Origin of the sequence: Burkholderia anthina, assembly GCF_001547525.1 — a bacterium.
GTDB classification, from domain to species: Bacteria; Pseudomonadota; Gammaproteobacteria; order Burkholderiales; family Burkholderiaceae; genus Burkholderia; species Burkholderia semiarida.
In genome coordinates this window covers 1,689,914-1,713,237 of the sequence record NZ_CM003768.1, presented here as the reverse complement: position 1 = coordinate 1,713,237, position 23,324 = coordinate 1,689,914, and the positions used below count along the sequence as shown (strand labels likewise).

The following is a 23,324-nucleotide window of genomic DNA, read 5'->3' as shown; positions in this document are numbered from 1 at the left end:
TCCAATCTGGTGAACAAACTCTGGTGAACGAATACAACGAGCGGAGTACCTGGCGGCGGATGCGCGCCTTGTTGTCGATCAACGATCCCCGCTGGGGACGCGGCGAAGGCAATGGCAAGGACGGATCCCGCCCCCGCGCGAACGAATCGAAGCGTCCGCAAGGCGGCGACGGCGACGGTCCGCCCGATCTCGACGAGATGTGGCGCAACTTCAACCGGCGCCTGAGCGGCCTGTTCGGCGGCAAGGGCGGTAACGGCTTGCGTCCCGACAACGGCCGGGCCGCACGGGTGGGCGTCGGCATCGTGATCGGCGTGCTGGTCGCGGTGTATGCGGGCAGCGGGCTGTTCGTCGTGCAGGAAGGCCAGACGGGCGTCGTGCTGCAGCTCGGCAAGCTGTCGGGCACGGTCGGCCAGGGCGTGCACTGGCGCGCGCCGTATCCGTTCGCGTCGCACGAGGTCGTCGACACGTCGCAGGTCCGCTCGATCGAGATCGGCCGCAATAACGTCGTGCGCCTCGCGAACGTGAAGGAGGCCGCGATGCTGACGCGCGATGCCGACATCGTCGACGTGCGCTTCATCGTCCAGTACCGGATCCGTTCCGCCACCGATTACCTGTTCCGCAGCGTCGATCCCGAACGCAGCGTGTCGCAGGCCGCGCAGGCCGCGGTGCGCGCGATCGTCGGCACGCGCAGCGCGGCCGACATGCTGAATCAGGATCGCGATGCGCTGCGCGAGCAGCTTTCCACCGCGATCCAGCGTGATCTCGACCGCTACCAGTCGGGGCTCGAGGTGACGGCCGTCACGATGCAGAGCGTCGCGGCGCCCGACCAGACCCAGGCCGCGTACGCCGAAGTCGCGAAGGCGCGCGACGAGCGCGAGGCCGCGAAGCGCGCCGCGCAGGCCTACGCGAGCGACCTGCTGCCGAAGGCGCAGGGCGATGCGGCGAAGCTCGTCGACGAAGCGAAGGCGTATGCCGATCGCGTGGTCACGCAAGCCGAAGGCGATGCGGACCGCTTCAAGCAGGTCTACGCGCAGTACTCGAAGGCGCCCGCGGTCATCCGCGAGCGGATGTATCTCGAGACGATGCAGGAAATCTATTCGAACGCGACGAAGGTGTTCGTCGGCAACAAGGGCGGCAACAGCGTCGTGTATCTGCCGCTCGACAAGCTCGTCGAGCAGGGGCGGCAAAACGCCGCGGCGTCGACCGGCGCGTCCGCGCCCGATGCGGCGTCGGCCCCGGCGGCCACGACGCCGTCGGCAGCCGCGCCGGCACCGGCGAGCGCCGCACCGGCCGCCACCGCGTCGGGCGTCGACGTGCTGCGATCGCGTGAAGCGTTTCGCAGCCGGTCGCGTGAAGACGATACGAAGTAACGGGGAGCGCAGAACATGAACCGAATCATTGCGCTCGTCGTCGCAATCGTGATCGTCGCCTTCGCGGCATCGTCGACGGTCCTCACCGTCGATCCGCGCCATGCGGCCGTGCTGTCGGGCCGCGACGGTACGCAACCGGAGCTCGCGGGCCCCGGCGTCCACTTCAAGCTGCCGCCGCCGCTGCAGACGGCCACGCTGATCGACACGCGCGTGCAGTCGCTCGAGTCGTCCGATCAGCTGCAACTGGCAACCGAAGACAAGCACGACCTGCTGGTCGCGTATGCGGCGAAGTACCGGATCAGCGATCCGATGAAGTATTTCACCGCGACGGGCGGCGACCCGGCGGCGGCCGCCGACCGGCTGGCCGGCGTGCTGAAGGGCGCGCTCGGCGACGCATTCGGCAAGCGCGCGCTCGACGATGCGCTCGGCGGCCAGCGCGCGATCGCCGAGGCCGCGCGCGATGCGGCGAAGGCGCAAGCGTCCGGTTTCGGCGTCGACGTGGTCGATGTTCAGCTCACGCGTGTCGACTTGCCGGCCGCGCAGACGGACGCCGTCTATCAACGGATGATCGGCGCGTTGCGCGATCAGGCGGCCCAGGTGCGTGCGCAAGGCGCGGCCGACGTCGAGCAGATCAAGGCCGACGCCGAACGCGAGCAGCAAGCCGTGCTCGCGAACGCGTACAAGTCCGCGCAGACGATCAAGGGCGAGGGCGACGCGAAGGCCGCGACGATCGCCGCCGACGCGTTCGGCCGCGATCCGCAGTTCTATCAGTTCTACGCGAGCCTGCAGGCCTACCGGAATACGTTCAAGCGCAACGACATCATCGTCGTCGATCCCGACAGCGAGTTCTTCCGCTTCATGCGCAGCCCGACGGGCGGCGCCGCACCGGCGGCGCCCGCTCCCCGCAAACATTGACCTTGGGGCGCCGCGTCGAGCGGCGCCGTCGCTCGCATGGACCTGGCTGGCTCGTTGTTGCTCGCGGTAGCGCTGATGCTGATCATCGAGGGGGCGTTCCCTTTCGTGTTTCCCGTCGCCTGGCGCGACACGTTTCGTAGAATAGCGGAGCGGCCGCCGCATCATATCCGGATCGGCGGGCTGATCGTGATGGTGCTCGGGCTCGTGCTGCTGTTGCTCGCGACCTGACCGGCGCCCCGATCCGGACGGCGCATCCGCCGATCGTTTCGCCCGATTTCGAAGTTCCGATTCAACTCGCGGCGCGCGTGTCGCGCGCCGTTTCCCGTCGTAGGACCGTACCGATGTCGACCTGGTTACTTCCCGAGAATATCGCCGACGTGCTGCCGTCGGAAGCGCGCAAGATCGAGGAGCTGCGCCGCAGGCTGCTCGACCGCTTCCGTTCGTACGGCTACGAAATGGTGATGCCGCCGCTGCTCGAGTATCTCGAGTCGCTGCTGACGAGCGGCGGCGCCGATCTGCGCCTGCGCACCTTCAAGCTGGTCGACCAGTTGTCGGGCCGTACGCTCGGCCTGCGCGCGGACATCACGCCGCAGGTCGCGCGGATCGACGCGCACCTGTTGAACCGGCAGGGCGTGACGCGCCTCTGCTACGCGGGCCACGTGATGCATACGCGTCCGCGCGGCCTGCACGCGACGCGCGAGCAGATCCAGATCGGCGCCGAAATCTACGGGCACGCCGGGCTGGAAGCCGATCTCGAGATCCAGCAGCTGATGCTCGATGCGCTGCATCTCGCGGGCCTGTCGCGCATCCGTCTCGACCTCGGTCACGCGGGCGTGCTCGCGGCGCTGCTGGCGCGCGACGCGCAGGCCGCCGAGCGCGGCGAGTCGCTGTACGACGCGCTGTCGGGCAAGGACGTGCCGCTGCTGAACGAACTCACCGACGATCTCGGCGCCGATACGCGTGCCGCGCTGCGCGCGCTGCCGAACCTCTACGGCGACGCGAGCGTGCTCGCCGAGGCGCGCACGCGCCTGCCGGTGCTGCCTGAAATCACGCGGGCGCTCGACGACCTCGCGCAGCTTGCGTCGCAGGCGAAGGGCGTCGAAGTCGCGATCGATCTCGCCGACCTGCGCGGCTATGCGTACCACAGCGGCGCGATGTTCAGCGCGTACATCGACGGCGTGCCGAACGCGATTGCGCGCGGCGGCCGTTACGACCACGTGGGGCAGGCCTATGGCCGGGCGCGTCCGGCAACCGGCTTCTCGCTCGATCTGCGCGAGCTCGCCCGGATTTCGCCGGTCGAGGCGCGCGGCACCGCGATCCTTGCGCCGTGGGCGCAGGACGACGCGCTGGGCGCGGCCGTCGCGGCGCTGCGCGATGCGGGCGAGGTCGTGATCCAGGCGCTGCCGGGCCACGACCATGTGCTCGACGAATTCGCGTGCGATCGCTCGCTCGTGGAGCGCAACGGCGCATGGGTGGTCGAACCCCGATAAACAGGCGTTCGCGGGTCGCGCTTCGGCGTGCATATCGTTGAAGCGAAACGGAAAAATTCGGAATCGCCCGCGAACATAGGTAGAATACGTTTTTAACCAGCTAACGAATCAACATGTCTGCCAGCGCAGTGAACGTGACTCCCGGGCGCAATGTCGTCGTCGTGGGAACGCAATGGGGTGATGAAGGCAAGGGCAAGATCGTCGACTGGCTGACGGACCACGCTCAGGGCGTCGTGCGTTTCCAGGGCGGTCACAACGCCGGCCACACCCTCATCATCGGCGGCAAGAAAACGATCTTGCGCCTCATTCCGTCGGGCATCATGCGTGAAGGCGTCGCCTGCTACATCGGCAACGGCGTCGTCCTGTCCCCCGAAGCACTGTTCAAGGAAATCGGCGAGCTCGAAGAAGCCGGCGTGAACGTGCGCGACCGTCTGTTCATCTCCGAAGCCACGACGCTGATCCTGCCGTATCACATCGCGATCGACCAGGCGCGCGAAGCGCGCAAGGGCGCGGGCAAGATCGGCACGACGGGCCGCGGCATCGGGCCCGCGTACGAAGACAAGGTCGGCCGTCGCGCGCTGCGCGTGCAGGACCTGTTCGACGCGAAGACCTTCGCCGATCGCCTGCGCGAAAACCTCGATTTCCACAATTTCGTGCTGACCCAATATTTGGGCGGTGCGGCCGTCGACTTCCAGGCCACGCTCGACACGATGCTCGGCTATGCCGACCGCCTGAAGCCGATGGTGGCCGATGTGTCGCGCCGCCTGTACGACGCGAACAACGCGGGCCAGAACCTGCTGTTCGAAGGCGCGCAAGGCACGCTGCTCGACATCGACCACGGCACCTATCCGTTCGTCACGTCGAGCAACTGCGTCGCGGGCGCGGCATCGGCCGGCGCCGGCGTCGGTCCGCAGAAGCTGAACTACATCCTCGGCATCACGAAGGCGTACTGCACGCGCGTCGGCTCGGGCCCGTTCCCGAGCGAACTGTACGATGCGGACAACCCGCAGCGTCAGGACCAGGTCGGCGTCACGCTCGCGAACGTCGGCAAGGAATTCGGCTCGGTCACCGGCCGTCCGCGCCGCACCGGCTGGCTCGATGCAGCGGCGCTGCGCCGCTCGATCCAGATCAACGGCGTGTCGGGCCTGTGCATGACGAAGCTCGACGTGCTCGACGGTCTCGATGAAGTCAAGCTGTGCGTCGGCTACCAGGTCGACGGCAAGGACGTGGACATTCTGCCGCGTGGCGCGGTCGACGTCGCGCGCTGCGAACCGGTGTACGAAACGTTCGCCGGCTGGAAGGAAAGCACCGTCGGCATCAAGACGTGGGACGCGCTGCCGGCCAACGCGCAGGCTTACCTGAGCCGCGTCCAGGAAGTGGCTGGCGTGCCGGTCGACATGGTGTCGACGGGCCCGGACCGCGACGAAACGATCCTGCTCCGCCATCCGTTCAAGGTGTAATTCCCAAGATGACGCAGCAAATCACGATGACGGCGGCAGACTTGATGACCGATCCGCGCAACGACGACAAGAACCTGTGGGTAGGCTGGGACGAGTATCACCGTCTGATCGAGCTGCTCGCGCTCCAGGTGCATGCGTCGGGCTGGAAGTTCGACCAGATCCTGTGCCTCGCGCGCGGCGGCCTGCGCGTCGGCGACCAGCTGTCGCGCATCTACGACGTGCCGCTCGCGATCCTCGCGACGAGCTCGTACCGGGAAGCGGCCGGCACCCAGCAGGGCGAGCTCGACATCGCGCAGTACATCACGATGACGCGCGGCCATCTGGCGGGCAACGTGCTGCTGGTCGACGATCTCGTCGATTCGGGCGTCACGCTCGCGCGCGTGCAGGAGCATTTGAAGGAGCGCTATCCGGCGGTCACGGCCGTGCGTTCGGCCGTGCTCTGGTACAAGGGTTGCTCGAAGGTCAAGCCCGACTATCACACGCAGTTCCTGCCGACGAATCCGTGGATTCATCAGCCGTTCGAGGAGTGGGACACGGTTCGTCCGCACAACCTCGAGGCGTGGATCAAGCGCGGTCGCGCGCAGCGCGACGGTTCAGGCGCGTAAGCGCGCCGGCCGATCGAAGGAAAGCTTGGTACGGCGCCGCTTGCGGCGCCGTTTTTATTGGTGCGCGCGTCGCGCCGCGCGGCCCGCCTTGCGCACCCCGATAGGCAGGCGGCGCGGTCCCGGCTATGATGGCAGCCCTGCCACAGGTGGCGCCGGATTGCATGCGCGGCGTGGATCACGTGGTTCCACGGCAACACGGCAGGGCGGCGTTTCACGGGGGCGCGAGTAGAATAGCGCTCGTTTTGTCCGACCCGGACCCGATTATTACGCTTCATATGAACGACACGACTCACGCGACCGACGCCGCACACGCGCCGCATTCGACGCAACAACATTCGATGCGGGCGCTAGCGATAGCAGCCATCGGCGTCGTGTTCGGCGACATCGGCACCAGCCCGCTGTATTCGCTCAAGGAGGCGTTCAGCCCCGCGCACGGGATTCCGCTGACCGAAGGGTCGATTCTCGGCGTGATCTCGCTGCTGTTCTGGGCCATCGTGCTGGTGGTCGGCGTCAAATACCTGCTGTTCGTGATGCGCGCCGACAACAACGGCGAAGGCGGCGTGCTCGCGCTGATGGCGCTGTCGCTGCGGCCGCTCGATTCCAAAACCCGTGTCGCGGGCGCGCTGATGGCACTCGGGATATTCGGTGCGTGCATGTTCTACGGGGACGCGGTGATCACGCCGGCGATCTCCGTGATGTCGGCCGTCGAAGGTCTCGAGATCGCGACGCCGCACCTGTCCCATCTCGTGCTGCCGATCACGATCGTGATCCTGATCGCGCTGTTCTGGATCCAGCGGCACGGCACCGCGCTGGTCGGCAAGCTGTTCGGCCCGATCATGGTGCTGTGGTTCGTCGTGATCGCGGCGCTCGGCGTGTACCACATCGTTCGCGTGCCGGGCATCATCGCGGCAATCAATCCGTATTACGCGGCGTCGTTCATGGCCGACCACCTGCTGCAGGCCTACGTCGTGCTCGGCTCGGTCGTGCTGGTGCTGACCGGCGCGGAAGCGCTCTATGCGGACATGGGCCACTTCGGTGCCAAGCCGATCCGCTACGCCGCGTACGGGCTCGTGATGCCGTCGCTCGTGCTGAACTATTTCGGCCAGGGCGCGCTGCTGATCCAGAATCCGAAAGCGATCGAGAATCCGTTCTTCCTGCTGGCGCCCGAATGGGGGCTGCTGCCGCTCGTCGTGCTGTCGACGGTCGCGACCGTGATCGCGTCGCAGGCCGTGATCTCGGGCGCGTATTCGCTGACGTCGCAGGCGATCCAGCTCGGTTACGTGCCGCGCATGAAGGTGCTGCATACGTCCGAGCTCGCGATCGGCCAGATCTACGTGCCGGTCGTGAACTGGCTGCTGCTGTTCGTGATCCTCTGTATCGTCGTGGGTTTCAAGAGTTCGGACAATCTCGCGGCCGCGTACGGTATCGCGGTGACGGCGACGATGGTGATCACGACCGTGCTCGCGTGCGTCGTGATGGTAAAGGTGTGGAACTGGAACCGGCTGCTGGTGGGCGCGATCATCGCCGTGTTCCTCGCGATCGACCTCGGCTTTTTCGGCGCGAACCTGCTGAAGGTCGCGCAGGGCGGCTGGCTGCCGCTCGGCATCGGCGCGCTGCTGTTCTTCCTGCTGATGACCTGGTACAAGGGGCGCCACATCGTCAAGGAGCGCACGGCGGCCGACGGTATTCCGCTGGAGCCGTTCCTGCAGGGGCTGCTCGCGCATCCGCCGCATCGCGTGTCGGGCACCGCGATCTACCTGACCGGCAACGACAAGCTCGTGCCCGTCAGCCTGCTGCACAACCTGAAGCACAACAAGGTGCTGCACGAGCGGACCATTTTCCTGACGTTCGTCACGCGCGATTTTCCTTACGTGCGCGACGACAAGCGCCTGAGCTCACGCGATGCCGGCGGCGGGCTGTACATCGTCAAGGCCGAGTACGGCTTCAACGAGACGCCGGACGTGAAGGCCGTGCTCGAGGAATTCGGCCGCTCGCACGACATGACGTTCGAGTTGATGGATACGTCGTTCTTCCTCGCGCGCGAAACGGTCGTGCCGACGCATCTGCCGGGGATGTCGATCTGGCGCGAGCGCGTGTTCGCGTGGATGCATCAGAACGCCGCGAAGCCGACCGACTTCTTTTCGATTCCGGCGAACCGCGTCGTCGAGCTCGGCACGAAGATCGAGATCTGACCGGTGCGGTGGGGCCGCGCATGCGGCCCATGCCGGCCAGGCTGCGCGTTTCGCCGAAGCAATAAAAAACCCGCCGGAAGGCGGGTTTTTTATTGCTTCGGGCGCCTTCGCGCGCTCAGCGCTTGAGCTTCGCGAATGCCGCGGCCATCGCGCCTGCCGGTTCCGGCTCGCGGGAACGCTGCGGGCGGGCGGCACCGCGCCCCGCGTTGCCGCGATCCTGGCCGCCGCGCGACGACATGCCGGGCGCTGCCGCGTCGTCGTCGAGGCGCATCGTCAGCGCAATGCGCTGGCGTTTCACGTCGACGTCGAGCACCTTCACCTTGACGACCTGGCCGGCCTTCACGACTTCGTGCGGGTCCTTGATGAACTTCGTCGACATCGCCGACACGTGCACGAGGCCGTCCTGGTGCACGCCGATATCCACGAACGCGCCGAACGCGGCGACGTTCGTCACGACGCCTTCGAGCGTCATGCCCGGCACGAGGTCCGATACCTTCTCGACGCCTTCGCGGAACGTGGCCGTCTTGAATTCCGGACGCGGATCGCGGCCCGGCTTTTCCAGTTCGGCCAGGATGTCGCGCACGGTCGGCAGGCCGAAACGTTCGTCAACAAATTCCATCGGAGACAGGCCCGACAGCGCTTCGCGGTTGCCGAGCACGTCGTCGATGCGCTTGTTGATCTTCGCGAGCATCCGTTCGACGACCGGATACGCTTCCGGGTGCACCGACGACCGGTCGAGCGGATTCTCGCCGCCGTTGATGCGCAGGAAGCCGGCGGCTTGCTCGAAGGTCTTGTCTCCCAGGCGCGGCACCTTGCGCAGGTGCTCGCGCGACGGGAACGGGCCGTTCGCATCGCGGTAGTCGACGATGTTGCGCGCGAGCGTCGCGTTCAGGCCCGACACGCGGGCGAGCAGCGGGACGGACGCCGTGTTCGCGTCGACGCCGACCGCGTTCACGCAATCCTCGACGACCGCGTCGAGCGAGCGGGCGAGTTCGCGCTGGTTCACGTCGTGCTGGTACTGGCCGACGCCGATCGCCTTCGGCTCGATCTTCACGAGCTCGGCGAGCGGGTCCTGCAGGCGGCGGGCGATCGACACGGCGCCGCGCAGCGACACGTCGAGCTCCGGGAATTCCTTCGCGGCGAGCTCGGACGCCGAGTAGACCGACGCGCCGGCTTCCGACACGACGATCTTCTGCAACCGCAGTTCGGGGTGCTTTGCGATCAATTCGCTCGCGAGCTTGTCGGTTTCGCGGGACGCGGTGCCGTTGCCGATGCTGATCAGCTCGGCCTGCGTCTGCGCGGCGATGCGCGCGAGTTTCGCGATCGAGCCGTCCCAGTCGCGGCGCGGTTCGTGCGGGTAGATCGTGTCGGTCGCGAGCAGCTTGCCGGTGCGGTCGACCACGGCGACCTTCACGCCCGTGCGCAGGCCGGGGTCGAGACCGATCACCGCCTTCGGGCCGGCCGGCGCGGCCAGCAGCAGGTCGTTGAGGTTGCGGGCGAACACGCGGATCGCCTCGGTTTCGGCCGTTTCGCGCAACTGCGTGAGCAGTTCGTTTTCGATGTGCGGCTGCACCTTCACGCGCCAGCACCAGCGGCAGACGTCGGACAGCCATTTGTCGGCCGGGCGATTCTGGTTCGCGATCCCGAAATGGCGCGCGATCATCGCCTCGCCGGGGTGCGGCACCTGCGCGTCGAGCTCCTCGCCGAGGCCGAGCTTGATCGTCAGCACGCCGGCGTTGCGGCCGCGGAACAGCGCGAGCGCGCGGTGCGACGGCACGGTCTTGATCGTTTCCGCGTAGTCGTAATAGTCGCGGAATTTCTCGCCTTCCTCGTTTTCCTTGCCCTCGACGACGGCCGACGACACCACGCCCTGGTTGTGCAGGTAGTCGCGCAGCTTGCCGAGCAGCTCCGCCGTCTCGCCGAACTGTTCGGACAGGATGTCGCGCGCGCCGTCGAGCGCGGCCTTCACGTCGGCGACGCCCTTGTCGGCGTCGACGTACGCGGCCGCCTCCGCCTGCGGGTCGAGCAGCGGGTTCGCGAGCAGCGCGTGCGCGAGCGGCTCGAGGCCGGCTTCGCGGGCGATCTGCGCGCGCGTGCGGCGCTTCGGCTTGTACGGCAGATAAAGGTCTTCGAGCACCTGCTTGCTGTCGGCCGCGTCGATCGCGGCGCGCAGTTCGTCGGTCAGCTTGCCCTGTTCGTCGATGCTCGACAGGATCGCGGCGCGGCGATCCTCGAGCTCGCGCAGGTACAGGAGGCGTTCCTCGAGCTGGCGCAGCTGCGTGTCGTCCAGGTTGCCGGTCACTTCCTTGCGGTACCGGGCAATGAACGGAACGGTCGAGCCTTCGTCGAGGAGTTGCACGGCCGCCGCGACCTGGCGCGGCTGGACGGACAGTTCGGTGGCGATGCGCTGTACGATCTTGAGTGCTACGGTTTCCGTCATGTCGTGGATGGTCTGTCTGCCTGCTGAAATCGCGGCGCGGGCCAGCAGGCCCGCAGCGGCGGACTGCACGGCGGGCCCGCCGGGGCAAGGCCGCGGGTGAATGGAGCGGGGCATTTTGCCATAAATGGCGGAGCGTCCAGCCGGGGGTGATAGAATTTGACACATGTCCCGCAGCTTTCCTACGACGTTGCCAACTTCCCGTATTTCTCTCGTCGCGCTCGGCGCAGCGCTCGCCGCGGCTTTGTCTGCCGGGTCTTCCGCCGCATTCGCGCAAGCCTCGGACGCCGCCGCGTCCGCGTCCGCGCCCGTTGCCGCCTCCGCCGCCCCGGATTTCGACGCCCGTCAAAAAGTGCTCAATCAGCGCTCCGCGGAAAACGATTATCGTTATGCGGTGGCGGAGCACGATTGCTACAGCAAATTCTTCGTCAACCACTGTCTCGGCAAGGCGCGCGACCGGATGCGCGAGGAGAGGGCGAGCATCCGCCAGGAGCAGCTCGCGCTCAACGACGAGCAGCGCGCGGTGCGGGCGCAGCAGCGCGACCAGCAGCAGGCGCTGAAGCAGGCCCGGAACGCGGCGGAAGCGCCGCAGCGGGCGGCGAACGACGCGGCGAACGCGGCTGCATTCCGCGACAAGCAGGAGCAGAATGCACTGAAGCAGGCGCAGCGCGGCGCGGAAGGGCCGCAACGCGCGGCGAGCAAGCAGGCATACGACCAGAAGCAGGCGGATTTCCAGCGCAAGCTCGACCAGGCGCACCAGCAGGCGGCGCAGAAGGCGCAGGAGCGGGCGGACAACGCCGCGCGCTACGAGCAAAAGCAGAAGGAAGCCGCGCAGCACAAGGCCGATGTCGAGCGGCGTCAGCAGGAAGCGGCCGAGAAGGCCAGGCAGCAGCAACAGCAGGGGCAGTAACGTGTTGAATTGATCGGGATCAGTCTCGGGCGCGTCGGCACGCCAGCCGTCGCGCTGCTTCGATGAGGAGGCAACTATGCAAAACCGTCACACGGAACAGCAGCAGGAATTGCACAACCGTTTGGCTGCATTGCAGGAGCAGCACCAGCAGCTCGCTCGGGAGATCGAGCTGAAGGAAGGACACTCCGACATCGACGACATCACGCTGCACCGGCTGAAGAAGGAAAAGCTGGCAGCCAAGGACAAAATCATTCTGCTGCAATCGCAGCTCGAACCGGATAAGCGCGCCTGAGCGCGGCCTGGCAAGCGCCGGCGCCGCCCGGGCGCTGGACACAGGAACGCTTGCCTTGAATTCACCGCTTGAAGCCACCCCCGATGCCCGGCGTGACACGACGTCCGCCGCGCGCGCTCGTGCGCCCGAAGGCACTTTCGAGCTGAGCCGCAAGCGCGTCGACGAACTCGACACGATCTTTGGCGAAGGCGGATTGCTGGCGCGTGCGCTCGACGGTTACCGGCCGCGTACGTCGCAGATCGAGATGGCGCGGGCGGTCGCGTCCGCGATGGAGGCATCCGCACGCCGGATGCCCGAGCCCGAGATCTTCGAAACCCGCAAGCGGCCGGCGCGCCGCTTGGGCGAGGCCGACAAGACGGCCGCGCCGGCCGCGGACGACGCCGCGGCCGCCGAATCCGACCACGACGCGGGCGACAACACGCTGATCGTCGAGGCCGGCACGGGTACCGGCAAGACCTACGCGTATCTGGTGCCTGCGATGCTGTGGGGCGGCAAGGTGATCGTGTCGACCGGCACGAAGCATCTGCAGGACCAATTGTTCCTGCGCGACATCCCGACCGTGCGCAACGCGCTCGCGGTGCCGGTGTCGGTCGCGATGCTCAAGGGCCGCGCCAACTACCTGTGCCACTACTACCTGCAACGCACGGCCGACAACGGCCGGCTGCCGTCGCGGCAGGATACGGCCTATCTGCAGGAAATCGTCCGCTTCGCGAAAATCACGAAGAGCGGCGACAAGGCCGAACTCGCGAGCGTGCCCGAAAACGCGCCCGTGTGGTCGATGGTCACGTCGACGCGCGACAACTGCCTCGGCCAGGAATGCCCGCACTACAAGGAATGCTTCGTGATGCAGGCGCGGCGCGAGGCCCAGCAGGCCGACATCGTCGTCGTCAACCATCACCTGTTCTTCGCGGACATCATGCTGCGCGACACGGGGATGGCCGAACTGCTGCCGAACGCGAACACGATCATCTTCGACGAAGCGCACCAGTTGCCGGAGACGGCGACGCTGTTCTTCGGCGAAACGCTGTCGACGACGCAGATTCTCGAGCTCGCGCGCGACACCGTGGCCGAAGGCCTGAGCCATGCGCGCGACGCGGTCGAGTGGGTGAAGCTCGGCGGCGATCTCGAGCGCGCGGCGCGCGACTTACGCCTCGCGTTCGCGAACGACCAGATCGTGCGCATGTCGCTCGCGCAACTGGACGACGATCACCCGATGTTCGGTGCGCTCGACGCGCTCGACGTCGCGCTCGATGCGCTCGCATCGGCGCTCGCGAGCCAGGCCGAGCGCGCGGAATCGCTCGGTGCGTGCCTGCGCCGCGCCCGCGAGCTGCAGGACCTGCTGGCCGGCTGGGTCGCGCCCGGCGCGGCGGAAGCGGCCGCGCAGGCCGATGCGGCAGCCGCCGGCGACAACGCGGCATCCGAAGGCGATCCGAACGAGAAGGTGCGCTGGGTCGAGGTGTTCGCGCATACCGTGCAACTGCACGAAACGCCGCTGTCGGTCGCGCCGATTTTCGCGAAACAGCGTGCGGGCGTGCCGCGCGCATGGGTGTTCACGTCGGCCACGCTGTCGGTGCGCGGCGATTTCACGCACTACGCGGCGCAGATGGGCTTGAGCTCGCGCCGTTCGATGACGCTCGCCAGCCCGTTCGATTACCAGTCGCAGGGGCTGCTGTACGTGCCGCGCAACCTGCCGCAGCCGTCTTCGCCCGCGTTCACCGATGCCGTGTTCGATGCCGCGCTGCCGGCGATCGAGGCGTCCGGCGGCGGCGTGTTCATGCTGTGCACGACGCTGCGCGCGGTCGACCGGATCGCATCGAAGCTGCGCGACGTGATCGAATCGCGCGGCTGGAACACGCCGCTGCTCGTGCAGGGCGACGCAAGCCGCACCGAGCTGCTCGACCGCTTTCGCGCGTACGGCAATGCGATCCTGGTCGGCAGCCAGAGTTTCTGGGAAGGCGTGGACGTGCGCGGCGATGCGTTGTCGCTGGTCGTGATCGACAAGCTGCCGTTCGCGCCGCCGGACGATCCGGTGCTGGCCGCGCGGCTCGATGCGTTGACGAAGAAGGGGTTGAGCCCGTTTGCGGTGCATCAATTGCCGCAGGCCGTGATCACGCTGAAGCAGGGCGCGGGCCGGCTGATTCGTGCCGAGACGGATCGCGGCGTGTTGATGATCTGCGATACGCGGCTCGTCGACAAGCCGTACGGGCGCCGGATCTGGCAGAGCCTGCCGCCGTTCAAGCGCACGCGCGAGATCGCGGTCGTCCAGGATTTCTTCGACGAGCACCGCTCGGACAAGCGCGCGTGACCGCATGCGCGGCGCTGGCCGCGCGAACGCACCGGCGCTGCCTGCATGCGGCGCCAATAAAAAACCCGGCTCGTTGGCCGGGTTTTTTGTGTGTGCGCCGGGGTGTTACGTCGCGCCGTGCTTCAGAACTGCCACCACGACTTCTTCGTACCGGGGCGCGAATGGCCCGTCACGTACGGGCTGTCGGGGAACGTGCCCGCGAGCACGCGCTTGGTGTCTTCGGCGAGTTCCGGCTGGTTCAGCTTGCCGTACGACAGGATCATGATGTGCAGCGCATCCTCGATCGCCGGCGCACCCTTGTAGTCCTTGATCGCGAGCTGCGCGCGGTTGATGGCCGCGACATACGCGCCACGACGGTAGTAGTAGTCGGCCGCATGCACTTCGTGCGACGCGAGCGCGTTGACGATGTAGCGCATCCGCGCGGCCGCATCGGGCGCGTACTTGCTCTTCGGGAAGCGGTCGACGACCACCTTGAACGCATCGTACGATTCGCGCAGCGCCTGCGGATCGCGCTCGCTCATGTCCTGGCCGGAGAAGCGCCCGAACAGGCCGAGATCGTCGTTGAAGTGGATCATCCCCTTCAGGTAGTACGCGTACGGGATATCCGGGTGATCGGGGTGGAGCTGGATGAAGCGATCGACGGCCTGGTCGGCCGCTGCCGCTTCGTTGTCCTTCCAGTTGCAGTATGCAACGTTGATCTGCGCCTGCTGCGCGAAATGGCCGAACGGATCGCGGCCTTGCAGCGATTCGAAATATTTCGCGCACTTGCCCCAGTCGCCGCCGGACAGTGCGTCCTGGGCCTCTGAGTATAATTTGTTGTTCGACCAGGTAGCCGTCTCGTCCTGCTTCTGCGGCAAGCCGTGGCAGCCGGCGATGAGGGCCGCGGCCGCTACCGCCGCAGCCCGGGCGGCGACGGTTCTGGCCGTGCGTTTGGTCGAATTCATCATGCTCGCATGTCCTAGCTTCAAGTCTCGGTGACCCAGTCTAAATGACCCGTTCAAGTTCGCAGAATGCCCAGCCGGGCACACCAAATCGCGAAGATTATAGCCCAAGCGATCGGCCCGCCGACGCTGCGTCGGGGGATTCCCTCGATGACGATCTGGCCGGCGACGCCATGCAGCCGCCCGTGGTGCCGTCCGCGGCGGGCGACGACGCGCCGCGCATCGTCGAAGTGCCGCTGTCGCTCGCCGGCGAACGGCTCGACAAGGCGCTCGCCCAACTGTTCCCCGAATTCTCGCGCAGCCGCCTGCAGAGCTGGATCGAGGCGCAGCGCGTGCTCGTCGACGGCGCGCCGGCGAAGATCCGCCAACCGGTGCCGCTCGGCGCGAAGATCGCGCTCGTGCCCGACCTGCTGCCCGAGCAGCTCGCGTTCACGCCTGAGCCCGTGCCGCTCGACGTGATCTACGAGGATGACGCGCTCGTCGTCATCAACAAGCCGGCCGGCCTCGTCGTGCATCCGGCCGCCGGCAACTGGAGCGGCACGATCCTCAATGGCCTGCTGCACCGCTACGGCGACGCGGCGGCCGGCCTGCCGCGGGCAGGGATCGTCCACCGGCTCGACAAGGAAACTTCCGGCCTGATGGTGGTCGCACGCACGCTGGCCGCGCAGACGGACCTCGTACGCCAGTTGCAGGCCCGCACGGTGAAGCGCCGCTATTTCGCGCTCGTGTGGGGCACGATGCCCGACGAGGGCACGATCGACGCGCCGATCGGCCGCGACCCGCGCGAGCGTACGCGCATGGCCGTCGTCACCGGCGCGTCGGGCAAGCCCGCGCGCACGCATTTCCGCACGGTTGACACATGCCTGTGGCAACGTCAGCCGGTGTCGGCGATTCAGTGCGATCTCGAGACCGGCCGCACGCACCAGATCCGAGTGCATTGCGCGCACGCCGGACACCCGCTGCTCGGCGATCCGGTCTACGGGCATGCGCGCGGCAAGCGTTCGGTCACGCCGCTGCCGGACGGATTCGCACGGCAGGCGCTGCATGCGTGGCGGCTCGGCCTCGTGCATCCGGTCACGGGCAAGGCGATGCAGTGGCGCTGCCCGCTGCCGGACGACATGAACGCGCTCGTCGCGGCGCTCGGCTTCGGGCAGGGCGACGAGGAGTTCGACGACGACGGTGTCTACGACGATGACGATTTCGGCGGCGAGTATCACGACGACGAGCCGTATCTGGACGATGAGGAGGAGTGAGTGCCGATGACGAACCTGGCGCCGTTGACGTGGCACGACTGCGTGCAGCCCGACTGGCAGGTGTCGCCGCGCGTGCGTGCGCTGATCACGACGCGCAACGGCGGTGTGAGCGAAGGTCCGTACGGGCGCTGGCACGACGGCGCCGCGCTGCCGGGCGGGATGAATCTCGGCCTGCATACCGGCGACGATCCGGACCATGTCGCCGTCAATCGCGCGCGCGTGCTCGCGCTCGCGGGCCAGTCGAGCGCCGCATGGCTCGAGCAGGTTCACGGCGCGCAGATCGTGCAGGCGGACGCGGTGATCGCCGCGGCGCCTGCCGCCACGGCGCCGGTGCAGGCCGACGCGAGCGTCACGGCCCAGCCAGGCGCCGTCTGCGTCGTGATGGTGGCCGATTGCCTGCCCGTGCTGCTGTGCGACGCGCAGGGCCGCGCGGTCGGCGCCGCGCATGCGGGCTGGCGCGGGCTCGCGGCCGGCATCGTCGAGCAGACCGCGGCGCGCGTCGCGGCGCTCGCGGGCGGCGCGACGGACACGCTGCATGCCTATCTCGGGCCGGCGATCGGCCCGCAGGCGTTCGAGGTCGGCGCCGACGTGCGCGATGCGTTTCTCGACACGGCTCCGCAGTCGGAGCATGATGAAACCCGTCATGCGTTCGTCGCGATCGACGGTGCGCCCGGCAAGTTTCTCGCCGATCTCTACGCGCTCGCGCGCCTGCGACTCGCGCGTGCGGGAGTGGCGCACGTGAGCGGCGGGACGGCTTGCACGGTCGCCGAACGCACGCGCTTCTATTCGTATCGACGCGACCGCGTGACGGGCCGCATGGCCGCGGCAATCTGGCTCGCCGATTGATCGCACGCGCATGCGCGGGTTTTGTTGCGCCGCGAAATCGGTTTATCTCGATATTGAGGCGGCAATGCGGCGTTGCATGCGCGACTGAATGAAAAATTCCGGCGTCAAGCCAGGAAAAATGTTTTATGTTTCGTCGGAACCCTTGTCCCGTCTGTTGTGCGAGGATTATCTCCGCGCGGAAATGTTCAGTGGTTTGATCGCGCATCACATGGGGAAAACGATAATGATAAAAATACCGCACTGCGGCAGAATCTGGAGACGCCTCTCCAGAGCATGACGGCCCGGCTCGCAGCCGGCACGCCGCGCGCGAGCAGGATTTCACGATTGACGCTCACGAATCACCGGTAAGGCAGGTAATGACAGCATCGAAAAATTCGTCGACGTCCGCGCATGCGGGCACTTCCGCGGGCAGCACCGGTTTCGATCCGGCTGCCCAGCCGATGCAGCAGATGTTCGAGTCGTGGTTGAACGCGTGGCGTGGTTTTGCGGATCCGGCGCGCGCCGCGACGGCGTCGGCCTCCGTCAATCCGTTCGCGACATTCCAGTTCCCGACGTCGTTTCCGTTCCAGATGCCGTCGATGCCCGACCTCGGCGCGATGGCGTCGCCGTTCGCGGGGCTGAAGCTGCCGGTTGCCGCGATTCCGCCCGAACGGCTCCAGGCATTGCAGGCCGACTACGCGCGCGATTGCATGACGCTGATGCAGCAGGCGAGCGCCGCGAAGCTCGAGTCGCCGGAGTTGAAAGACCGCCGCTTCAGTGGCGACGCGTGGAAGGCGTCGCCCGCGCATGCGTTTGCGGCCGCCTGGTATCTGCTCAACGCGCGTTACCTGCAGGAGCTGGCCGACGCGTTGCAGACCGATCCGAAGACGCGCGAGCGCATCCGTTTCACGGTCCAGCAGTGGACGGCCGCCGCCGCGCCGAGCAACTTCCTCGCACTCAATCCCGAAGCACAGAAATCGATCCTCGAGACGCACGGCGAAAGCCTGCGGCAGGGGATGATGAACCTGCTCGGCGATCTGCAGCGCGGCAAGATTTCGCAAACCGACGAATCGCAGTTCGTGGTCGGCAAGAACCTCGGGTGTACCGAAGGCGCGGTCGTGTACGAGAACGACCTGATCCAGCTGATCCAGTACACGCCGAAGACGGACAAGGTGTTCGAGCGGCCGCTGCTGATCGTCCCGCCGTGCATCAACAAGTTCTACATCCTCGACCTGCAGCCCGAGAATTCGCTCGTCGCGCACGCGCTGTCGAACGGCCATCAGGTGTTTCTCGTGTCGTGGCGCAACGCGGATGCGTCGGTCGCGCACAAGACGTGGGACGACTACATGAACGAAGGGCTGCTCGCCGCGATCGACGCGGTGCAGCAGATCAGCGGCCGCGAGCAGATCAACACGCTGGGCTTCTGCGTCGGCGGCACGATGCTCGCGACGGCGCTCGCGGTGCTGGCCGCACGCGGCGAACATCCGGCCGCGTCGATGACGCTGCTCACCGCGATGCTCGACTTCACCGATACGGGCATCCTCGACGTGTTCGTCGACGAGGCGCACGTGCAGATGCGCGAGCAGACCATCGGCGGCAAGAACGGCGCGCAACCGGGGCTGATGCGCGGCGTCGAGTTCGCGAACACGTTCTCGTTCCTGCGGCCGAACGATCTCGTGTGGAACTACGTCGTCGACAACTACCTGAAGGGCCGCACGCCCGCGCCATTCGACCTGCTGTACTGGAACAGCGATTCGACGAGCCTGCCGGGCCCGATGTACGCGTGGTACCTGCGCCATACCTATCTCGAGAACAAGCTGCGCGAGCCGGGGGCGCTGACCGTGTGCGGGGAATCGGTCGACCTGTCGCTGATCGACGTGCCGACCTTCATCTATGGTTCGCGCGAGGATCACATCGTGCCGTGGCAGACGGCCTACGCATCGACGTCGATCCTGTCGGGCCCGCTGAAGTTCGTGCTCGGCGCGTCGGGGCACATCGCGGGCGTGATCAACCCGCCGGCGAAGAAGAAGCGCAGCTACTGGGTCAACGACGACCTGCCCGAATCGGCCGACGACTGGTTCGCTGCGGCGACCGAGCAGCCGGGAAGCTGGTGGCCGACGTGGGTCGAGTGGCTCGACGCGTACGGCGGCCGCAAGATCGCGCCGCCGGCCCAGCCCGGTTCCGCGCAATTCCCGGTGATCGAGCCGGCGCCCGGGCGCTACGTGTTGCAGCGCGATTGACGAAAACCGGACAGCGGCGCACGCTGTCTGGCGCACCGCAGTTTTTTTAACAGGGCCGGTAACGATGCGCCGTGTCGTGCGGGCCTGGAGGAAAGGGAAATGACGGACGTAGTGATCGTATCGGCCGCGCGGACCGCGGTCGGCAAATTCGGCGGCTCGCTGGCGAAGGTGGCCGCGCCTGAACTGGGCGCGACGGTGATCCGCGCGGTGCTGGAGCGTGCGGGCGTGAAGCCCGAGCAGGTCAGCGAAGTGATCATGGGCCAGGTGCTGACGGCCGGCTCCGGGCAGAACCCGGCGCGGCAGTCGCTGATCAAGGCGGGGCTGCCGAGCGCCGTGCCGGGCATGACGATCAACAAGGTGTGCGGCTCGGGCCTGAAGGCCGTGATGCTGGCGGCGAACGCGATCGTCGCGGGCGACGCGGACATCGTGATCGCGGGCGGCCAGGAGAACATGAGCGCGGCGCCGCACGTGCTGCCGGGCTCGCGCGACGGCTTCCGGATGGGCGACGCGAAGCTGGTCGACACGATGATCGTCGACGGCCTGTGGGACGTGTACAACCAGTACCACATGGGCATCACGGCGGAGAACGTCGCGAAGGAATACGGGATTACGCGCGAGGAGCAGGACGCATTCGCGGCGCTGTCGCAGAACAAGGCGGAAGCGGCGCAGAAGGCCGGGCGCTTCAACGACGAGATCGTGCCGGTGTCGATTCCGCAACGCAAGGGCGAGCCGCTGCAGTTCGCGACCGACGAATTCGTGCGTCACGGCGTGACGGCGGACTCGCTGGCCGGGCTGAAGCCGGCGTTCGCGAAGGACGGCTCGGTGACGGCGGCGAACGCGTCGGGGCTGAACGACGGCGCGGCGGCGGTGCTGGTGATGTCGGCGCAGAAGGCGGCGGCGCTGGGCCTGACGCCGCTGGCGCGGATCAAGGCGTACGCGAACGCGGGCGTGGATCCGAGCGTGATGGGCATGGGTCCGGTGCCGGCCTCGCGCCGGTGCCTGGAGCGCGCGGGTTGGACGCCGGGCGACCTGGACCTGATGGAGATCAACGAGGCGTTCGCGGCGCAGGCGCTGGCGGTGCACAAGCAGATGGGCTGGGACACGTCGAAGGTGAACGTGAACGGCGGGGCGATCGCGATCGGCCACCCGATCGGCGCGTCGGGCTGCCGGATCCTGGTGACGCTGCTGCACGAGATGGCCAAGCGCGATGCGAAGCGCGGGCTGGCGTCGCTGTGCATCGGCGGCGGGATGGGCGTCGCGCTCGCGGTCGAGCGTCCGTGACCGGCCGTTCGCCATCGGCGAACCGAATCCGTGCGCCGGCCGATTGCGGCTTCGGCCGGCGTCACGTGAAGTCAGAGGGGGCTCCGGCAGCTCTCGAAACCAAAAAATGGAGTGAGATTTATGTCTCAGCGAATTGCGTACGTAACCGGCGGGATGGGCGGCATCGGCACCAGCATCTGCCAGCGTCTGTCGAAGGACGGCTTCAAGGTGGTGGCAGGTTGTGGCCCGAACTCGCCGCGCCGGGTGAAATGGCTCGAGGACCAGAAGGCGCTCGGGTACGACTTCATCGCGTCGGAAGGCAACGTCGGCGACTGGGACTCGACCAAGGCAGCATTCGACAAGGTGAAGGCCGAAGTCGGCGAGATCGACGTGCTGGTCAACAACGCGGGCATCACGCGCGACGTCGTGTTCCGCAAGATGACGCATGAAGACTGGACGGCGGTGATCGACACGAACCTGACGAGCCTGTTCAACGTGACGAAGCAGGTGATCGACGGGATGGTCGAACGTGGCTGGGGCCGCATCATCAACATTTCGTCGGTGAACGGCCAGAAGGGGCAATTCGGTCAGACGAACTACTCGACCGCGAAGGCCGGCATTCACGGCTTCACGATGTCGCTCGCGCAGGAAGTCGCGACGAAGGGCGTGACGGTCAACACCGTGTCGCCGGGCTACATCGGTACCGACATGGTGAAGGCGATCCGTCCGGACGTGCTCGAGAAGATCGTTGCGACGATTCCGGTGCGGCGTCTCGGCGGGCCGGAAGAAATCGGTTCGATCGTCGCGTGGCTCGCGTCGAACGATTCCGGCTTCGCGACGGGCGCCGACTTCTCGCTGAACGGCGGCCTGCACATGGGCTGAGCGTCCGGGCCGCGCGGGCGGATGGCCGCGCGGCCGGGCGTTTTCCGAAGGCCCCCGCCTCCCGGATTCGGGCGGCGGGGATTCGTCACTTGCGCTACGCTGCACTCAAAGGCGTTACATGACTACTACAAAGAAGACGGCCGAACGGCTCATCAAGAAGTATCCGAACCGCCGGCTCTACGATACCGAGACAAGCACGTACATTACGCTGACCGACGTGAAGCAGCTCGTGCTGGAGCAGGAGGATTTCAAGGTCGTCGATGCGAAATCCAACGAAGACCTGACGCGCAGCATCCTCCTGCAGATCATCCTCGAAGAGGAAAGCGGTGGCGTGCCGATGTTCTCGTCGTCGATGCTGTCGCAGATCATCCGTTTCTACGGTCATGCGATGCAGGGCATGATGGGCACGTACCTGGAAAAGAACATCCAGGCGTTCATCGACATCCAGAACAAGCTCGCGGATCAGTCGAAGAACCTGTACGAAGGGAACGCGATGAATCCGGAAGTCTGGTCGCAGTTCATGAACATGCAGGCGCCGATGATGCAAGGGATGATGACGAGCTACATCGAGCAGTCGAAGAACATGTTCGTGCAGATGCAGGAACAGATGCAGAACCAGGCGAAGTCGATGTTCAGTACGTTCCCGTTCAAGCAGCCGGGAGCGTCGGAACCGGAGAAGAAGTAAGCGGCGATCCGGCGTGGGCGCGCAAAGTGTCGCGCCGGCATCGCGCGGGACGGCAACGGGCCGTTTCGCGGAACGATTGTCCGCACGGTGGCATTGGCCGCGAGTGCATGGGCGTTGTCGTACCGTGGCGCATCAGTGCAAATTAAAAGGCCGACCGGCAAAGCCCGGTCGGCCGAATATCGGATAAAGCGCTGATTATAAAAGATGCCGATGGCCGGATTTTCAGCCGGCTTATCGAACCGCGAAGCGGCTTGCCGCCGATCCGTTCGAGCAGTTGTTTCCGTAAATAAAGATATTTCTATTTTCGGAAAATGCCGAGTAGATGATCGGAAAGACTTCCTTGGCGCTGAACGAGTAAATACCATCGTTGATGGATACGAGGAGGTTGCCGCTCGTATCGGTTTCGATCTTGTCGATCTTGCCTGCCTTGCAAAGCGATTCCGCGGAGGCGTACGAGGATGCAGCAAGCATCATGGCCGAAACGAGGGCGGCCGCGAGTTTTCTCATGGTCTTTCCTTGATGAATGGATTGCTTGGTTGTGGTACGGGTAATGCGCGGTTCAGTGTTGCCAGGCTGAATAGGTGTCGAATATATTGGAGATTGATCGGGTGTTGGATGTGGGTGGCGGATTTGGAAATGATTTTTGTGGATTATTGACTATTTCAAAATATTTTTGTGAATTGTGCGTTGTGATGGTTTGCAAAGGATGCGGTGATTGGGTGGTCGTAAAAAATAAATTTATGGATTATTTCGAGTTGTGGTTTTGAGTCGTGGTGTGGTTTGGCGATTTTTGTGGGGTTTGTTTTTCTACTTTTATTTTGTCGGTCGGATTTTTTGAATACGATTCATCGCCAAGCCCGAGGTCAGCGACGAGCGAGCCGCCGTGCCGGCCGATCGGTCAGGCAAGCGCTGATCGCGCTGGCGCGGGCCGAGCATCGGTGCTCGCGAAATAGACGGGCGGCCCGTTGGCGGGCTTCGACGTGAACGGCGACTTCGTACCGGGCGATGCGCGGGGCGCGCGCGTTTCGTATGCGCGTTTCGGTACGCTACAGGCGATGGCGGGAAGATTCGCCCGGCGGGGTGTTGCGACGCGCAGGCATGCGATAACGGTGGCGCACAGGCTGGGTGCGTGCGGGGACGGTCGATAGCGATAGTCGCGCGCCTGCGCCGACAACCGGCCGACCGCAACGAGACGTGGCGCTGTGGTCGATCGGCGATGGCGACGATGCGGACTGGTTCAATCGGTGTTTGACGGCAGCAAC

At 66.3% G+C, this 23,324-nt stretch carries 19 protein-coding genes; 16 read left to right on the top strand and 3 right to left on the bottom strand.

The features are described 5' to 3' along the window. Positions 1 to 23: 23 nt before the first annotated feature. The 7 genes from hflK (at position 24) to WS64_RS07825 (ending at position 8,032) form a co-directional block, all read left to right on the top strand. The gene (gene hflK, locus WS64_RS07855; protein ID WP_060966182.1) at positions 24 to 1,370 is read left to right on the top strand and encodes an FtsH protease activity modulator HflK; all 1,347 of its coding nucleotides are present in this window, start codon (positions 24 to 26) and stop codon (positions 1,368 to 1,370) included. A gap of 15 nt (positions 1,371 to 1,385) precedes the next feature. After that, complete coding sequence (hflC, locus tag WS64_RS07850; RefSeq protein WP_060966181.1) at positions 1,386 to 2,285, top strand: protease modulator HflC; 900 nt, start codon at positions 1,386 to 1,388, stop codon at positions 2,283 to 2,285. A 36-nt stretch (positions 2,286 to 2,321) separates the two neighbouring features. After that, positions 2,322 to 2,513: a DUF2065 domain-containing protein gene (locus WS64_RS07845; RefSeq protein WP_006478685.1), complete on the top strand. Its 192-nt coding sequence runs from the start codon at positions 2,322 to 2,324 to the stop codon at positions 2,511 to 2,513. A gap of 113 nt (positions 2,514 to 2,626) precedes the next feature. Continuing rightward, positions 2,627 to 3,775, top strand: a complete 1,149-nt coding sequence (locus WS64_RS07840) for an ATP phosphoribosyltransferase regulatory subunit (RefSeq protein WP_006496416.1) — start codon at positions 2,627 to 2,629, stop codon at positions 3,773 to 3,775. A 113-nt stretch (positions 3,776 to 3,888) separates the two neighbouring features. After that, a complete protein-coding gene (locus WS64_RS07835) occupies positions 3,889 to 5,235 on the top strand; it encodes an adenylosuccinate synthase (RefSeq protein ID WP_059585316.1) in 1,347 nt (448 codons plus the stop codon). 8 nt (positions 5,236 to 5,243) lie between these two features. Continuing rightward, complete coding sequence (locus WS64_RS07830; RefSeq protein ID WP_059585317.1) at positions 5,244 to 5,840, top strand: phosphoribosyltransferase; 597 nt, start codon at positions 5,244 to 5,246, stop codon at positions 5,838 to 5,840. A gap of 275 nt (positions 5,841 to 6,115) precedes the next feature. After that, positions 6,116 to 8,032, top strand: coding sequence for a potassium transporter Kup (locus WS64_RS07825; RefSeq protein ID WP_059585318.1), 1,917 nt, complete (start codon positions 6,116 to 6,118; stop codon positions 8,030 to 8,032). Positions 8,033 to 8,147: 115 nt separating this feature from the next. Here WS64_RS07825 and WS64_RS07820 read toward each other — a convergent pair whose 3' ends face one another. Beyond that, complete coding sequence (locus tag WS64_RS07820) at positions 8,148 to 10,472, bottom strand: Tex family protein (protein WP_059585319.1); 2,325 nt, start codon at positions 10,470 to 10,472, stop codon at positions 8,148 to 8,150. Positions 10,473 to 10,635: 163 nt separating this feature from the next. Here WS64_RS07820 and WS64_RS07815 point away from each other — a divergent pair, with 163 nt between their 5' ends. From WS64_RS07815 to WS64_RS07805, 3 genes are all read left to right on the top strand, one after another. Further along, positions 10,636 to 11,379 (top strand): hypothetical protein, encoded by a 744-nt coding sequence (locus WS64_RS07815; protein ID WP_060966180.1) that lies wholly within the window; start codon positions 10,636 to 10,638, stop codon positions 11,377 to 11,379. A gap of 76 nt (positions 11,380 to 11,455) precedes the next feature. After that, a complete protein-coding gene (locus WS64_RS07810; RefSeq protein ID WP_006478692.1) occupies positions 11,456 to 11,671 on the top strand; it encodes a YdcH family protein in 216 nt (71 codons plus the stop codon). Positions 11,672 to 11,726: 55 nt separating this feature from the next. Continuing rightward, positions 11,727 to 13,976 carry an ATP-dependent DNA helicase gene (locus tag WS64_RS07805; RefSeq protein ID WP_060966179.1) on the top strand — a complete coding sequence of 750 codons (2,250 nt, stop codon included), beginning with the start codon at positions 11,727 to 11,729 and terminating at the stop codon, positions 13,974 to 13,976. 122 nt (positions 13,977 to 14,098) lie between these two features. On the opposite strand, the gene WS64_RS07800 is transcribed toward WS64_RS07805, so the two are convergent. Next, positions 14,099 to 14,923 (bottom strand): outer membrane protein assembly factor BamD, encoded by an 825-nt coding sequence (locus WS64_RS07800; protein WP_046545840.1) that lies wholly within the window; start codon positions 14,921 to 14,923, stop codon positions 14,099 to 14,101. A 41-nt stretch (positions 14,924 to 14,964) separates the two neighbouring features. Between WS64_RS07800 and WS64_RS07795 the strand changes: the two genes are divergently transcribed. The 6 genes from WS64_RS07795 to phaR all read left to right on the top strand — a co-directional run bounded on the left by WS64_RS07795 (position 14,965) and on the right by phaR (position 22,062). After that, positions 14,965 to 16,170 carry an RluA family pseudouridine synthase gene (locus WS64_RS07795; RefSeq protein ID WP_060966178.1) on the top strand — a complete coding sequence of 402 codons (1,206 nt, stop codon included), beginning with the start codon at positions 14,965 to 14,967 and terminating at the stop codon, positions 16,168 to 16,170. A gap of 6 nt (positions 16,171 to 16,176) precedes the next feature. After that, a complete protein-coding gene (pgeF, locus tag WS64_RS07790) occupies positions 16,177 to 17,016 on the top strand; it encodes a peptidoglycan editing factor PgeF (protein ID WP_060966921.1) in 840 nt (279 codons plus the stop codon). Between the two features lie 356 nt (positions 17,017 to 17,372). Further along, on the top strand, positions 17,373 to 19,235 hold the full coding sequence (gene phaC, locus WS64_RS07785; protein WP_059585323.1) for a class I poly(R)-hydroxyalkanoic acid synthase: 1,863 nt from the start codon (positions 17,373 to 17,375) through the stop codon (positions 19,233 to 19,235). A 99-nt stretch (positions 19,236 to 19,334) separates the two neighbouring features. Further along, positions 19,335 to 20,516 carry an acetyl-CoA C-acetyltransferase gene (locus WS64_RS07780; RefSeq protein WP_060966177.1) on the top strand — a complete coding sequence of 394 codons (1,182 nt, stop codon included), beginning with the start codon at positions 19,335 to 19,337 and terminating at the stop codon, positions 20,514 to 20,516. Positions 20,517 to 20,636: 120 nt separating this feature from the next. Next, a complete protein-coding gene (locus tag WS64_RS07775) occupies positions 20,637 to 21,377 on the top strand; it encodes a 3-ketoacyl-ACP reductase (protein WP_059583517.1) in 741 nt (246 codons plus the stop codon). A 118-nt stretch (positions 21,378 to 21,495) separates the two neighbouring features. Continuing rightward, the gene (gene phaR / locus WS64_RS07770) at positions 21,496 to 22,062 is read left to right on the top strand and encodes a polyhydroxyalkanoate synthesis repressor PhaR (protein ID WP_006485265.1); all 567 of its coding nucleotides are present in this window, start codon (positions 21,496 to 21,498) and stop codon (positions 22,060 to 22,062) included. Between the two features lie 231 nt (positions 22,063 to 22,293). Here phaR and WS64_RS32510 read toward each other — a convergent pair whose 3' ends face one another. Further along, positions 22,294 to 22,569, bottom strand: a complete 276-nt coding sequence (locus WS64_RS32510) for a hypothetical protein (RefSeq protein WP_081059350.1) — start codon at positions 22,567 to 22,569, stop codon at positions 22,294 to 22,296. Positions 22,570 to 23,324: the final 755 nt, after the last annotated feature.

What these genes read in the sequence shown, in the direction of transcription:
- phaR (WP_006485265.1), top strand. Translation starts at nt 21,496, where the DNA reads ATGACTACTACAAAGAAGACGGCCGAACGGCTCATCAAGAAGTATCCG.
- WS64_RS07815 (WP_060966180.1), top strand. Translation starts at nt 10,636, where the DNA reads ATGTCCCGCAGCTTTCCTACGACGTTGCCAACTTCCCGTATTTCTCTC.
- WS64_RS07810 (WP_006478692.1), top strand. Translation starts at nt 11,456, where the DNA reads ATGCAAAACCGTCACACGGAACAGCAGCAGGAATTGCACAACCGTTTG.
- WS64_RS07825 (WP_059585318.1), top strand. Translation starts at nt 6,116, where the DNA reads ATGAACGACACGACTCACGCGACCGACGCCGCACACGCGCCGCATTCG.
- WS64_RS07820 (WP_059585319.1), bottom strand. Translation starts at nt 10,472, where the DNA reads ATGACGGAAACCGTAGCACTCAAGATCGTACAGCGCATCGCCACCGAA.
- WS64_RS07800 (WP_046545840.1), bottom strand. Translation starts at nt 14,923, where the DNA reads ATGATGAATTCGACCAAACGCACGGCCAGAACCGTCGCCGCCCGGGCT.
- WS64_RS07795 (WP_060966178.1), top strand. Translation starts at nt 14,965, where the DNA reads ATGACCCGTTCAAGTTCGCAGAATGCCCAGCCGGGCACACCAAATCGC.
- WS64_RS07830 (WP_059585317.1), top strand. Translation starts at nt 5,244, where the DNA reads ATGACGCAGCAAATCACGATGACGGCGGCAGACTTGATGACCGATCCG.
- WS64_RS32510 (WP_081059350.1), bottom strand. Translation starts at nt 22,569, where the DNA reads ATGAGAAAACTCGCGGCCGCCCTCGTTTCGGCCATGATGCTTGCTGCA.
- WS64_RS07835 (WP_059585316.1), top strand. Translation starts at nt 3,889, where the DNA reads ATGTCTGCCAGCGCAGTGAACGTGACTCCCGGGCGCAATGTCGTCGTC.
- WS64_RS07845 (WP_006478685.1), top strand. Translation starts at nt 2,322, where the DNA reads ATGGACCTGGCTGGCTCGTTGTTGCTCGCGGTAGCGCTGATGCTGATC.
- phaC (WP_059585323.1), top strand. Translation starts at nt 17,373, where the DNA reads ATGACAGCATCGAAAAATTCGTCGACGTCCGCGCATGCGGGCACTTCC.
- pgeF (WP_060966921.1), top strand. Translation starts at nt 16,177, where the DNA reads ATGACGAACCTGGCGCCGTTGACGTGGCACGACTGCGTGCAGCCCGAC.
- WS64_RS07780 (WP_060966177.1), top strand. Translation starts at nt 19,335, where the DNA reads ATGACGGACGTAGTGATCGTATCGGCCGCGCGGACCGCGGTCGGCAAA.
- WS64_RS07775 (WP_059583517.1), top strand. Translation starts at nt 20,637, where the DNA reads ATGTCTCAGCGAATTGCGTACGTAACCGGCGGGATGGGCGGCATCGGC.
- hflC (WP_060966181.1), top strand. Translation starts at nt 1,386, where the DNA reads ATGAACCGAATCATTGCGCTCGTCGTCGCAATCGTGATCGTCGCCTTC.
- WS64_RS07840 (WP_006496416.1), top strand. Translation starts at nt 2,627, where the DNA reads ATGTCGACCTGGTTACTTCCCGAGAATATCGCCGACGTGCTGCCGTCG.